This window comes from Planomonospora parontospora, assembly GCA_014647935.1.
GTDB lineage: Bacteria > Actinomycetota > Actinomycetes > Streptosporangiales > Streptosporangiaceae > Planomonospora > Planomonospora parontospora.
Genome location: BMQD01000001.1, coordinates 508,097 through 520,437, shown reverse-complemented (window position 1 = coordinate 520,437; position 12,341 = coordinate 508,097). Strand labels below are relative to the sequence as shown.

Genomic DNA, 12,341 nt, shown 5'->3' with positions numbered 1-12,341 from the left:
GAGGCCGACCCGGTGGCCCCGTCAGCGGACGGGGTGGCCCGCGGTGCGGAGGGCGTCCTTCACATCGGCGATCTTGAGCTGGCCGAAGTGGAACACCGAGGCCGCCAGGACCGCGTCCGCCCCCGCCTCCACCGCCGGGGCGAAGTGCTCCACGGTCCCGGCCCCGCCGCTGGCAATGACCGGGACGGAGACCGCCGCCCGCACGGCCCGGATCATCTCCAGGTCGTAGCCGTCACGGGTGCCGTCGCCGTCCATGGAGTTGAGCAGGATCTCCCCCACGCCCAGTTCCTCGCCCCGCCGCGCCCACTCGACCGCGTCGATGCCGGTACCCCGGCGGCCGCCGTGCGTGGTCACCTCGAACCCGGACGGGGTGGGCGGGCCGTCGACGACCCGGCGCGCGTCCACCGAGAGCACGACGCACTGCGCGCCGTACCGCCGCGAGGCCTCGGTCAGCAGCTCCGGCCGGGCGATGGCGGCGGTGTTCAGCGAGACCTTGTCCGCCCCGGCGCGCAGCAGCCGGTCGACGTCCTCGACCGCGCGCACCCCTCCGCCGACGGTCAGCGGGATGAACACCTGCTCGGCCGTACGGCGCACCACGTCGTACATCGTGGACCGGTCGGAGCTGGACGCGGTGATGTCCAGGAACGTCAGCTCGTCGGCTCCCTCGGCGTCGTAGCGCCGGGCCAGCTCGACCGGGTCGCCGGCGTCGCGCAGGTTCTCGAAGTTGACGCCCTTGACCACCCGCCCGGCGTCCACGTCCAGGCAGGGGATCACTCGCACCGCGACGCTCACGCGCGGGCTCCTTTCGCTAGAGGGTCCCCGGAGAGACCGAGGGGTCTCAGGAGACCGCGGCCAGGGCTTCCTCGAGGGTGAACGCCCCGGCGTACAGGGCCTTGCCGACGATCGCGCCCTCCACCCCCGCCGGGACCAGCGACGCCAGGGCGCGCAGGTCGTCGAGGGAGGAGACGCCGCCGCTGGCGACGACCGGCTTGGCGGTGCGGGAGCAGACCTCGCGCAGCAGGCCGAGGTTGGGGCCGGTCAGGGTGCCGTCCTTGGTGACGTCGGTGACGACGTAGCGGGAGCAGCCGTCGGCCTCCAGCCGCTCCAGCACCTCCCACAGGTCGCCGCCCTCCTTGGTCCAGCCGCGGCCGGCCAGGGTGGTGCCGCGCACGTCCAGGCCGATCGCGACGCGGTCGCCGTACTCGGCGATGATCTTCGAGCACCAGGCGGGGTTCTCCAGGGCCGCGGTGCCGATGTTGACGCGGCGGCAGCCGGTGGCCAGGGCGAGCTCCAGCGAGGCGTCGTCGCGGATGCCGCCGGACATCTCGACCTTGACGTCGACCGCCTTGACCACGGAGGCGAGCAGCTCCCGGTTGGAGCCCCGGCCGAAGGCAGCGTCGAGGTCGACCAGGTGGATCCACTCGGCCCCGGCCTCCTGCCAGGCGAGCGCGGCCGAGAGCGGGTCGCCGTAGGACGTCTCGGTTCCGGCCTCGCCCTGGACCAGGCGGACCGCCCGGCCGTCGGCGACGTCCACGGCGGGCAGCAGCTCTAGCGACATCTTGTTCAGGACCTCCGGTCGAATACGACGGTGACGAGCACCGGGACGAGCAACAGGGACAGCAGGAGCGCACCGAGCCTCGCGGCCCACGAGGACCAGAGCAGCCATGCGATCACCTGGACGATGAGGAACAGCACCGCCACCACGCCGTTCTGCGTGCGGCGGCGGCGGGCGATGATGCCGCGCTGTCCGGCGATCCGCACGGGCCGGCGCGGCAGCAGCGCGGCGGCGGGGGCCGTCACCCTCTCCAGCAGCCGCCGCCGGCGGGCGAGCCGGGCCTGCCGCTCGGCGCGCAGCGCGGCCTGCCGGGTCTGCTCGGCCTCCCGCTCGGCCCGGCGCCGGGCCCGCTCCTTGCTCACGGGGCGCCCGCCGGAACGTTCATCCGAGTGTGCCGAGCCAGTTGGCCAGCAGGCGGGCCCCGGCGTCGCCCGACTTCTCGGGATGGAACTGGGTCGCCGTGAGCGGCCCGTTCTCCACCGCAGCGACGAACGGCACGCCGTGCTCGGCCCAGGTCACCAGCGGGTCGGTGAAGCCCGGACCGGCCTGCAGCTCCCAGGAGCGCACGCCGTAGGAGTGCACGAAGTAGAACCGCTCGTCGGCGTCGATCCCGTCGAACAGCACCGTGCCCTCGGGGGCCTTGACGGTGTTCCATCCCATGTGCGGCAGGACCGGGGCGTCGAGGCGCTCGACCGTGCCGGGCCACTCGCCGCAGCCGGAGGTCGTCACCCCGTGCTCCACCCCCGTCTCGAACAGGATCTGCATGCCGACGCAGATGCCGAGCACCGGCCGGCCGGCCGACAGGCGGCGGGCGACGATCCGGTCGCCGACCACCGACTTCAGCCCGGCCATGCAGGCGGCGAACGCGCCGACGCCGGGGACGACGAGGCCGTCGGCCTCCATCGCCGCCTGGTAGTCGGAGGTCACCGTGACGTCCGCGCCGACCCGGGCCAGGGCGCGCTCCGCGGAGCGCAGGTTGCCCGAGCCGTAGTCGAGGACCGTGACGTTCTTGCTCACCAGAGCTTCACCACCAGAGCACCGCCGCTGTGGTCGCCAGGGCCGCGAGGGCGGCCAGCAGGAGCGCGCCCTTCTTCAGTCCCTGTTTGAGGAAGGAGACGATGCCGCCCACCAGGAAGAGGGCGGCGAAGGCCATCGCAACGGCCGTCCAGTTATCGGTCATCGCCCCTCACAGGACGCCCTTGGTGCTGGGCACCCCGGTGGAGCGGGGGTCCGGCTCGGAAGCCTCGCGCAGCGCCCGCGCGAGCGCCTTGAACTGGGCCTCCACGATGTGGTGGGCGTTGCGGCCGTACGGCACGTGCACGTGCAGGCAGATCGCCGCGTGCGCGACGAACGACTCCAGGATGTGCCGGGTCAGCGTCGTGTCGTAGTCGGGGCCGATCATGGGGGCCATGGTCTCCGGCTCGCTGTGCACGAGGTACGGCCGGCCGGACAGGTCCACGGTCACCTGTGCGAGGGACTCGTCCAGCGGGCAGGACGCGCTGCCGAACCGCCGGATGCCCGACTTGTCACCCAGCGCCTCGCGGAACGCCACGCCCAGCGCGATCGCGGTGTCCTCGATCGTGTGGTGCGAGTCGATGTGCAGGTCGCCCTCGGTCTTCACGGTGAGGTCGAACAGGCCGTGCTTGCCGAGCTGGTTCAGCATGTGGTCGTAGAACCCCACGCCGGTGGAGACGTCGACGATCCCGGTGCCGTCGAGGTTCACCTCGACCAGCACCGAGGTCTCCTTGGTGGAGCGCTCGACGCGACCGCGGCGCTGCCCGCGCTCGCCTCCGGCGAGACCGCCGGGTCGGTCTTCGGTGAGACTCATCGCAGAATTCCTTCCAGGGCGGCGCGGAACGCCGCCATCTCCTCGGCCGTTCCGATGGACACCCTCAGCCACCCGGGCGGGCCGACCTCGCGGATCAGCACCCCCCGCTCCAGCAGGCCCTCCCAGACCGCGCGGCGGTCGTCGAAGACGCCGAAGAGCACGAAGTTGGCGTCCGAGTCGGCCACCTTCAGCCCGTGCCCGCGCAGCCACTCCACGGTCGCGTCCCGCTCGGTGCGCAGCGTGTCGACGGTGCCGAGCAGCTCGGCCCGGTGCGCGAGCGCGACGCGCGCCGCCGCCTGGGTGAGCGTGGACAGGTGGTACGGCAGGCGCACCAGCAGCAGCGCCTCGATCACCGCCGGATGGGCGGCGAGGTAGCCGAGCCGGGTGCCCGCCATGGCGAAGGCCTTGGACATGGTCCGGGTGACGATCAGCCGCGGGTGGTCGGGCAGCAGGGTCAGCGCGGACGGCGTGCCGGTGCGGGCGAACTCGAAGTAGGCCTCGTCCACCACGACCATGCCGGGCGCCGCCTCGACGATCCGGGCGATCACCGCCGGGTCGAGGGCGGTGCCGGTCGGGTTGTTGGGCGAGGTCAGGAAGACGACGTCGGGCCGGTGCTCCTCGATCGCCGCGACGGCCTTGCCCGGGTCGATCCCGAAGTCGTCCTCGCGCGCCCCGGGGATCCACTCGGTCGAGGCGCCGGTGGTGATGATCGGGTGCATCGAGTAGGACGGCTCGAAGCCCAGCGCGCTGCGGCCGGGCCCGCCGAAGGCCTGCAGGATCTGCTGGAGCACCTCGTTGGAGCCGTTGGCGGCCCACACCCGCTCGGCGGTCAGGCCGTGGCCGAGGTAGGCGGCCAGGTCCTCGCGCAGGGCGACCGCGTCGCGGTCGGGGTAGCGGTTGAGGTCGGCCGCGCCGTGCCGTACGGCCTCGGCGAGGCCGGCGACCAGGGACGCGGAGGGCCCGTAGGGGTTCTCGTTGGTGTTCAGCCGGACCGGGACGTCGATCTGCGGGGCGCCGTACGGCGTGCGGCCCCGCAGGTCGTCGCGGACGGGCAGGTCGGCCAGCGTCACGCGGGGACCGCCGGATCCCGCGCCGGGAGCGTCGCCGGGCCCCGCGCCCGATGCGTCGCCGGGCCTCGTGCCGGGACCACCGGTCGGCGTGCCGGTCGCGTCGTCGGGCCTCATGCGGGGGTCTCCCAGTCGGTGAGCGCGGGCAGCTCGCCCGGGGCGAAGCGGGCGCGGACGGCGGCGCCGTGCGCGGGCAGGTCCTCGGCGTCGGCGAGCACGGAGACGTGGGCGGCGGCCCCGGCCAGCGCCTCGCGGTCGTACTCGACCACGTGGATGCCGCGCAGGAAGGTCTGCACCGACAGCCCGGAGGAGTGGCAGGCGCAGCCCCCGGTGGGCAGCACGTGGTTGGAGCCGGCGAGGTAGTCGCCGAGCGAGACCGGCGCGTAGGGGCCGACGAAGATCGCCCCGGCGTTGCGGACCCGGGCGGCGAGCGCCGCGGCGTCGGCGGTGTGGATCTCCAGGTGCTCGGCGGCGTAGGCGTCCACGACGCGCAGGCCGGCCTCCAGGTCGTCGACGAGGAGGATGCCGGACTGGCGGCCGGACAGCGCCTCGGCGATGCGCGCCGAGTGCTTGGTCGCGGCGACCTGCCCCGGCAGCTCCTTCTCCACGGCGTCGGCGAGCTCGGGCGAGTCGGTGACCAGGACCGCCGCGGCGATCTGGTCGTGCTCGGCCTGGCTGATCAGGTCGGCGGCGACGTGCGCCGGGTCGGCGGTGGCGTCGGCGAGGATGGCGATCTCGGTGGGCCCGGCCTCGGAGTCGATGCCGATGCGGCCCTTGAGCAGCCGCTTGGCCGCGGCGACCCAGATGTTGCCGGGACCGGTGACCAGGTTCACCGGGGCGCACTCCTCGGTGCCGTAGGCGAACATCGCCACGGCCTGGGCACCGCCCACGGCGTAGACCTCGTCGACGCCGAGCAGCGCGCAGGCGGCCAGGATCGCCGGGTGCGGCAGCCCGCCGAACTCTTTCTGCGCGGGCGAGGTGACCGCCAGCGAGGCGACGCCGGCCTCCTGGGCGGGCACCACGTTCATCACGACGCTGGAGGGGTAGACCGCCTGGCCGCCGGGGACGTAGAGTCCCACGCGCTCGACGGGGACCCAGCGCTCGGTGACGGTGCCGCCGGGCACGACCCGGGTGGTGACGTCGGTGCGGCGCTGGTCGCGGTGGACCAGGCGGGCGCGGCGGATCGACTCCTCCAGGGCCGCGCGGACCCTGGGGTCGAGCCCGGCCAGCGCGTGGGAGACCGCCTCGGCGGGCACCCGGGTGGAGCCGAGCTCCACGCCGTCGAACCGGGCCGTCCACTCCCGCACCGCCGCGACCCCGCGATGATGCACGTCCTCGCAGATGGGCCGGACCTTCTCCAGGGCGGCTTCGACGTCGAGTTCGGCACGGGGCAGCACGTGGCGCAGGTCCTCGGGGAGGGCACCGCGCAGGTCGGTACGGGAAATCACCTGAACAGTCTACGGAGCCCCGGGACCCGCTCCCGTCCGCATTCCACCATGCGGACGACCTTTACGCTGTAGATTCCGCTGAGTCGCTACGCTTCCCGCCATGGGCAAGCCGAAGAACGCCAGAGGCCAGGGCACCCCGGCGACGGTGGCGCTGAGCCAGGCCGGAGTGGATTTCACCCTGCACCCCTACGAGCACGACGCGGGAGCGCAGGCCTACGGCGAGGAGGCCGCCGACGCGCTCGGCGTGCCGTACGGCCGCATCTTCAAGACGCTGGTGGCCGAGGTCGACGGCGGCCTGGCGGTCGCGGTGGTGCCGGTGGCGGGCAAGCTGGACCTCAAGGCGCTGGCGGCGGCGCTGGGCGGCAAGCGCGCCGCGATGGCCGACGCGGCCAAGGTCGAGCGGGTGACCGGTTACGTGGTGGGCGGGATCAGCCCGCTGGGGCAGCGCAGGCGGCTGCCGACCGTGGTCGACGCCTCGGCGCTCGGGTTCGAGACGGTCTACTTCTCCGCCGGGCGGCGCGGGCTGCAGATCGAGACCGCCCCCGCCGAGCTGGTACGGCTGACGCAGGCGGTCACCGCCCCCATCGGCAGGAGTGGATGATGCACTACCTGACCGCCGTCGAGATGCTGGAGCTGCTGCGCGCCCGGCAGGTCAGCGCGGTGGAGCTGCTCGAGGCCCACCTGCGGCGGATCGAGGAGGTCAACCCGGCGGTCAACGCGATCGTCACGCTGGCGGCCGAGCGCGCCCGCGCCGAGGCCGAGGCCGCCGACCGCGACCTGGCGCGCGGGGTCTGGCGCGGGTCGCTGCACGGGCTGCCGGTCGCGCACAAGGACCTGACCGACACCGCGGGGATCCGCACCACGTACGGCTCGCCGATCTTCGCGGGCCACGTGCCCGCGCACGACGCGCTGATCGTGCGGCGGATGCGCGAGGCCGGGGCGATCACGATCGGCAAGACCAACACCCCCGAGTTCGGCACCGGCTCGCACACGGTCAACGAGGTCTTCGGCGCCACCCGCAACCCCTACGACCTGTCGCGGTCGGCCGGCGGGAGCAGCGGCGGGGCCGCCGCCGCGCTGGCCTGCGGGATGGTCCCGCTGGCCGACGGCTCCGACATGGGCGGCTCGCTGCGCAACCCGGCCTCGTTCTGCAACGTGGTGGGGCTGCGGCCGACGCCGGGACGGGTGCCGTCGCCGTCCCCGACGGCCGCCTGGTTCACCCTGGGCGTGTCGGGGCCGATGGCCAGGACCGTCGCCGACCTGACGCTGCTGATGAGCGTGGTGGCCGGGTTCGACCCCGCCTCGCCCCTGTCGGTCGCCGAGAGCGGCGCGGTCTTCACCGAGCCGCTGGACCTGCTGGACCTGACCGGGCTGCGGGTGGCCTGGAGCCCGGACCTGGGCGGCCTTCCGGTGGACGCCGAGACCGCGCGGGTCACCGCGACGGCCCCGGCGGTGCTGGAGGGGCTGGGCGCGCGCGTCGAGCGAGTCGACCTCGACCTGTCCGGCGCCGAGGAGGCGTTCCGCACCTACCGCGCCTGGTACTACCTGCTCTCCTACGGCGACCTGCCGGCCGAGCGGCTGGGCGGCAACGTGCGCTGGAACGTCGAGCGGGGCCGCGAGGTGACCGGGGCGGACCTGGCCCGCGCCGAGCGGCTGCGCAGCCGCCTGTACCAGCGGATGAGCGCGTTCTTCGACGCCTACGACTTCCTGCTCGCGCCGGTCAGCCAGGTGCCCCCGTTCCCGGTGGACGCGCCGTACGTCACGGAGATCGGCGGCGAGCCGCTCCCCGACTACCTGGCGTGGATGCGCTCGGCCTACTGGGTCAGCGTGCTGCACGCCCCGGCCGCCTCGGTGCCGTGCGGGTTCACCTCCGGCGGGCTCCCGGTCGGCGTGCAGATCGTCGGGCGGCCCTTCGCCGACCTGCGGGTGCTCCGGCTGGCGCACGCCTTCGAGCAGGCCACCGGGCACGGGTCGCGCAGGCCGGACTGCCGCTGACGGCCGCTGGCGGCCGCCGCCGGGCGTCGACGCCCGGCGGCGGGGGCTCCTACCGCGCCGGCCCGCCGCCGCTGATGTCGTAGGAGGAGATCGGCCCGTAGGGGTCCCGGCCGCCGAAGGGGCGGCGCAGCGGCGAGTCCCGGTAGCCCGCCAGGCCCTCCAGCGCGGCGAAGACCCCGGCGGCCAGCATCGGCCAGGCCACCAGCACGCCCTGCGCGGTCAGCTCCAGCGGCCCGGCGACCGTCGGCAGGTTCCGCCCGGCGGCGGCCACGCTCACCGCGCCGAGGTTCACCGCCCCGCCGACCACCGTCGCGAGGTGTCCGGCCAGCAGCCCGCCCGCCGCCAGGCCGGCCACCACGGCCAGCGGACGGCCCCGGCGTGAGAGGCTGTAGCCCGCGGCGCCGCAGGCCAGCCCGAACGCGCCGGTGACGACGGCGAACCAGCCGTCGGCCGCGATGAGCGCCTGGGTGGACGGGTCGGCCAGGACCGGGCCCCGCCCGGTCACGACGTACGGCGGGCGCGGGGCGAGGATCGACCACAGGACGCCGGCGACGACTCCCAGCGCCGCCAGGGCCAGCACGGTGACGGCGAAGTCGCGCGCGTGGCGCAATCCGCACCTCCCCCACTATGTGATGCTCTGCCCGATGTTACCCAGTCATCCGGGGTCATCCAGAGTCATCCAGTTGTCTAGACCAAAGCACCGGTTCGAATCCCGTTACTCTGTCCAGGTGAACGAAGAGGTATGGCTGATCGAGCCCTCCGGCCCGCTCCGCGGTGACGTCGAGGTCCGCGGGTCCAAGAACGGCGTCTCCAAGCACATGGTGGCCGCCATGCTGGGGGCCGGCGAGAGCATGATCCAGAACGCCCCCGACGTGGGCGAGGTCGGCATCACCGCGCAGATGCTGCGGGCGCTCGGCATCGAGGTGGAGATCACCCCGCGCGAGATCGTCATCGCCCCCGGGGCCGAGATCAACCCGCACGTGCCCGCGGCGTTCACCGGTCTCAACCGGATCCCCATCCTGATGCTCGGCCCGCTGCTGCACCTGGCCGGCGAGGCGTTCGTGCCGCTGGTCGGCGGCGACCCCATCGGGCGGCGGCCGGTCGACTTCCACGTCGAGGCGCTGCGCGCGATGGGCGCCGAGATCGAGGTGAGCGACACCGGCATCCACGCCAAGGCCAAGCGGCTGCGCGGGACCCGGATCGAGCTGCCGTACCCGAGCGTCGGCGCCACCGAGACGATCCTGATGTCGGCCGTGCTGGCCGAGGGCAAGACCGTGCTCAAGGGCGCGGCCACCGAGCCGGAGGTCGTCGAGCTCGCCCTGTTCCTGCAGCGCATGGGCGCGCTCATCGAGCTCAGCCCGGACCGGCGCATCGTGATCGAGGGCGTGGAGAAGCTGCACGGCGCCTCCACCTGGCTCAACGGCGACCGGATCGAGGCGTTCTCCTACCTCGCGGCCGGCCTGATCACCGGCGGCCAGGTCCGGGTGCACGGCTGCCCGCAGGACCGGCTGGTCACCGCGATCACCACGCTGGCCAGGATGGGCGCCCAGCTGGACATCACCGACGACTACCTGTCGGCCTCGGCCCCCGACGGGCTGCGCGCGGCCGCGGTGCAGACCGACACCCACCCCGGTTTCATGACCGACTGGCAGACCCCGCTGATGGTGCTTTTCACGCAGGCCAGGGGCATGTCGGTGCTGCACGAGACGGTCTTCGAGAACCGGCTGGTGTACGTGCCGGCGCTGCAGAAGATGGGCTGCGAGATCGAGGTCTTCGACGTGTGCCTGGGCGGCCCGGCGTGCCGCTACCACGACACCAACGCCAAGCACTCGGCGGTCGTGCGGGGCGTGTCCAAGCTGCGCGGCGCCGACGTGACGCTGCCCGACATCCGGGCCGGCTTCTCCGCCGTCCTCGCCGCCGCGGCCGCGGAGGGCACCTCCACGCTGCGCGGCGTCCACCACATCGAGCGCGGCTACCACCGGCCGTTCGAGCAGTTCGCCTCGCTGGGACTGCAGATCAGTCGAGAGAAGGTGCAGAGCGGGTAAGGATTCGCGATCGGGGGGTTTGGGGGTGATCGTCCGATCGCACCTTACTCTCTGTGACATCGCGACGTGACCGGAGAGACGACGACGCCAGGCGCGGCCCCGTCGCGTGCCTGTGCGTCCTGGCGGTCTGCGGGCTGCTCGCGGGGCTGCTGACGACGGCGGCGGCGCTGCCCCTGGTCGGCGCCGCGGACCTCGCGGCGGAGCAGGCGGCGGGCGTCTTCGCCGACCTGCCGTCCGGGCCGCGCGAGGACCCGCTCCCGGAGCGCACCGTGCTCCTGGACTCACGCGGCCGCCCGTTCGCCCAGTTCTACACGGAGAACCGGACGGTCGTGGGCCTGGACGCCGTGGCGCCCGTGATGCGCAAGGCGATCGTGGCCGTCGAGGACGCCCGGTTCTTCGAGCACGGCGGCCTGGACGTCAAGGGCACCCTGCGCGCGCTGATCACCAACACCCAGGCGGGCGGGGTGCGGCAGGGCGGCTCCTCCCTCACCCAGCAGCTGGTGAAGAACATCCTGGTCGCGAACGCCGAGACGGACGCCGAGCGGGCCCGCGCCCAGGCGCCGAACCTGCGGCGGAAGATCACCGAACTGCGGTACGCGCTGGCGCTGGAGAAGAAGTACACCAAGCCGGAGATCCTGGAGCGCTACCTCAACATCGCCTACTTCGGCGCGGGGGCGTTCGGGGTGGAGGCCGCCGCCCGGCGGTTCTTCTCGGTCCCGGCCTCCCGGCTGACCCTGCCGCAGGCGGCGGCGCTGGCCGGGGCGGTCCGCACGCCGTACGGGACGGACCCGTCGCTGGGCGAGCGGCAGCGGCGGCGGCTCAAGCAGCGCAGGGACCTGGTGCTCGACCGGATGGCCGAGGTCGGGGCCGTCACCCCGGCCGCGGCCCGCGCGGCCCGCAGGGCCCCGCTGGGCATCCGCCTGCGGCCGGAGCCGGGCGGCTGCGCCGCGAGCGCCTACCCCTACTTCTGCGTCTACGTCCACCGGGAGCTGCTGACCAACCCGGCTTTCGGGCACACCCGCGCCGAGCGCGAGCGCCGCCTGGCCCGGGGCGGACTGGTGCTCCGCACCACCCTGGACCCGGTCGCCCAGCGGGCGGCGGAGCGGGCCATCCGCGCGCGGGTCTCCCCGCGCGACACCGAGGTGGCGGCCGAGGCCATGGTCGAGCCGGGCACCGGGCGGATCCGGGCGCTGGCGGCGAGCAAGGAGTACGGCCGCAATCCCGGCGACCGCAGGAACGGCCCCCGCACCACCTTCAACCTGCCCGCCGACGTGGTCCACGGCGGCGGGATGGGCCTGCAGGCCGGCTCCACGTTCAAGGTGTTCACCCTGGCCACCGCGCTGCGCCAGGGCTGGAGGTTCGGCCGGGGCTTCGTGACCCCGGGCCGGTTCGTGCCCCGCCAGGGGTTCGCCGACTGCCGGGGCCGGCCGGTCAACGACCCCGGCGCCAGGATCTTCAACGCCGACGGCGGCGGGCGGGGCGGGGCGTTCAGCCTCTCCACCGGCACGTGGAAGTCGGTGAACGTCTTCTTCATGATGCTGGAGCGGCGGGTCGGCCTCTGCCCGGTGGTGCGGACCGCCAGGGCGCTGGGCGTCGTCCGGGCGGACGGCACCCCGCTCCGGGAGGTCCCGACGTTCACCCTCGGGATCAACGAGATGGACCCGCTGACGGTCGCCGCGGCGTACGCCGCGTTCGCCGCGCGGGGCCGGTACTGCCGTCCGGCGGCGATCACCGCGATCACCGACCGGGACGGCGGGCGCGTGCCCGTCCCGCCCGCCTGCCACCAGGCGATCGACCGCGGGGTGGCCGACGCGGTGAACCGCGTGCTGAGCGGGGTGTTCAGCCGGGGCACCATGCGGGGCCAGGGCATCGGCCGGCCGGCGGCGGGCAAGACCGGGACGAACAACGGCTACACCTCGGCCTGGTTCGCGGGTTACACCCCCCAGCTGGCCGCGGCGGTCAGCGTGGGCGACATCCGGGGTTCCTACCGCCACCCGCTGCGGAACGTGGAGATCGGCGGCCGGTACTACGGCAGCGTCCAGGGCGCCTCCCTGCCCGGCCCGATCTGGACGGCCTCCATGTCCGCCGCCCTGCGCGGCCGGCCGGCCCTCCCCTTCCGCGCCCCGGACCTGAAGCGCTTCGGCGGCGGGAGCATCCCCGGCTACGTCCCGCCGTCGGCCGACGGCCCCCGGGAGCGGGGCGCGGGGCGCGGGCGGGGCCGCACCGGGACCTGGCAGCCGCCGGGCCGCGCCTGGAAGCGCGACCGCGGCTGGCACCGCCCCGACCGGGTGCGCAAGCGCGACCGCGGCTGGCAGCGGCCCGGCCGCAGGTGGCAGTTCCCGGAGCGGCCGTGGAAGCGCGGCCGGGGATGGCGCGATCCCGACCGCTGACCTCCGTCGCGCC

General features: G+C 74.3%; 13 protein-coding genes. 4 read left to right on the top strand and 9 right to left on the bottom strand.

Annotated elements, in window-relative coordinates:
• Nucleotides 1–21: 21 nt before the first annotated feature.
• From hisF to hisD, 8 genes are all read right to left on the bottom strand, one after another.
• A complete protein-coding gene (gene hisF, locus IEZ07_RS02355; protein WP_068894123.1) occupies nucleotides 22–792 on the bottom strand; it encodes an imidazole glycerol phosphate synthase subunit HisF in 771 nt (256 codons plus the stop codon).
• A 46-nt stretch (nucleotides 793–838) separates the two neighbouring features.
• A complete protein-coding gene (priA, locus tag IEZ07_RS02350) occupies nucleotides 839–1,558 on the bottom strand; it encodes a bifunctional 1-(5-phosphoribosyl)-5-((5-phosphoribosylamino)methylideneamino)imidazole-4-carboxamide isomerase/phosphoribosylanthranilate isomerase PriA (RefSeq protein ID WP_191893233.1) in 720 nt (239 codons plus the stop codon).
• A gap of 5 nt (nucleotides 1,559–1,563) precedes the next feature.
• Nucleotides 1,564–1,917 carry a hypothetical protein gene (locus tag IEZ07_RS02345; protein WP_191893232.1) on the bottom strand — a complete coding sequence of 118 codons (354 nt, stop codon included), beginning with the start codon at nucleotides 1,915–1,917 and terminating at the stop codon, nucleotides 1,564–1,566.
• A 19-nt stretch (nucleotides 1,918–1,936) separates the two neighbouring features.
• On the bottom strand, nucleotides 1,937–2,572 hold the full coding sequence (gene hisH / locus IEZ07_RS02340; RefSeq protein WP_191893231.1) for an imidazole glycerol phosphate synthase subunit HisH: 636 nt from the start codon (nucleotides 2,570–2,572) through the stop codon (nucleotides 1,937–1,939).
• A gap of 7 nt (nucleotides 2,573–2,579) precedes the next feature.
• Entirely contained in the window at nucleotides 2,580–2,735 is a 156-nt protein-coding gene (locus IEZ07_RS02335) for a CG2302 family histidine operon protein (RefSeq protein WP_191893230.1), read from the bottom strand.
• Nucleotides 2,736–2,741: 6 nt separating this feature from the next.
• Nucleotides 2,742–3,383: an imidazoleglycerol-phosphate dehydratase HisB gene (gene hisB / locus IEZ07_RS02330; RefSeq protein WP_191893229.1), complete on the bottom strand. Its 642-nt coding sequence runs from the start codon at nucleotides 3,381–3,383 to the stop codon at nucleotides 2,742–2,744.
• On the bottom strand, nucleotides 3,380–4,453 hold the full coding sequence (locus tag IEZ07_RS02325; protein ID WP_191893397.1) for a histidinol-phosphate transaminase: 1,074 nt from the start codon (nucleotides 4,451–4,453) through the stop codon (nucleotides 3,380–3,382). Before IEZ07_RS02325 ends, hisB begins: the two co-directional genes overlap by 4 nt.
• Nucleotides 4,454–4,563: 110 nt before the next feature.
• Nucleotides 4,564–5,898: a histidinol dehydrogenase gene (gene hisD / locus IEZ07_RS02320; protein WP_191893228.1), complete on the bottom strand. Its 1,335-nt coding sequence runs from the start codon at nucleotides 5,896–5,898 to the stop codon at nucleotides 4,564–4,566.
• Between the two features lie 100 nt (nucleotides 5,899–5,998).
• On the opposite strand from hisD, the gene ybaK reads away from it, so the two are divergent.
• Nucleotides 5,999–6,499 carry a Cys-tRNA(Pro) deacylase gene (gene ybaK, locus IEZ07_RS02315; RefSeq protein ID WP_191893227.1) on the top strand — a complete coding sequence of 167 codons (501 nt, stop codon included), beginning with the start codon at nucleotides 5,999–6,001 and terminating at the stop codon, nucleotides 6,497–6,499.
• Nucleotides 6,499–7,893 (top strand): amidase, encoded by a 1,395-nt coding sequence (locus tag IEZ07_RS02310; RefSeq protein ID WP_191893396.1) that lies wholly within the window; start codon nucleotides 6,499–6,501, stop codon nucleotides 7,891–7,893. Before ybaK ends, IEZ07_RS02310 begins: the two co-directional genes overlap by 1 nt.
• Nucleotides 7,894–7,942: 49 nt before the next feature.
• Here the strand turns inward: IEZ07_RS02310 and IEZ07_RS02305 are convergent, their stop codons facing one another.
• Nucleotides 7,943–8,503 (bottom strand): hypothetical protein, encoded by a 561-nt coding sequence (locus IEZ07_RS02305; RefSeq protein ID WP_191893226.1) that lies wholly within the window; start codon nucleotides 8,501–8,503, stop codon nucleotides 7,943–7,945.
• Between the two features lie 118 nt (nucleotides 8,504–8,621).
• On the opposite strand from IEZ07_RS02305, the gene murA reads away from it, so the two are divergent.
• Both murA and IEZ07_RS02295 read left to right on the top strand, forming a co-directional pair.
• Nucleotides 8,622–9,938, top strand: a complete 1,317-nt coding sequence (gene murA / locus IEZ07_RS02300) for a UDP-N-acetylglucosamine 1-carboxyvinyltransferase (protein WP_068894132.1) — start codon at nucleotides 8,622–8,624, stop codon at nucleotides 9,936–9,938.
• Between the two features lie 53 nt (nucleotides 9,939–9,991).
• On the top strand, nucleotides 9,992–12,328 hold the full coding sequence (locus IEZ07_RS02295; RefSeq protein ID WP_204054221.1) for a transglycosylase domain-containing protein: 2,337 nt from the start codon (nucleotides 9,992–9,994) through the stop codon (nucleotides 12,326–12,328).
• Nucleotides 12,329–12,341 lie beyond the last annotated feature (13 nt).

Bases quoted from the DNA above. Each gene is read 5' to 3' on its own strand.
- priA (WP_191893233.1), bottom strand. From the start codon at position 1,558: ATGTCGCTAGAGCTGCTGCCCGCCGTGGACGTCGCCGACGGCCGGGCG.
- IEZ07_RS02335 (WP_191893230.1), bottom strand. From the start codon at position 2,735: ATGACCGATAACTGGACGGCCGTTGCGATGGCCTTCGCCGCCCTCTTC.
- hisB (WP_191893229.1), bottom strand. From the start codon at position 3,383: ATGAGTCTCACCGAAGACCGACCCGGCGGTCTCGCCGGAGGCGAGCGC.
- ybaK (WP_191893227.1), top strand. From the start codon at position 5,999: ATGGGCAAGCCGAAGAACGCCAGAGGCCAGGGCACCCCGGCGACGGTG.
- IEZ07_RS02310 (WP_191893396.1), top strand. From the start codon at position 6,499: ATGCACTACCTGACCGCCGTCGAGATGCTGGAGCTGCTGCGCGCCCGG.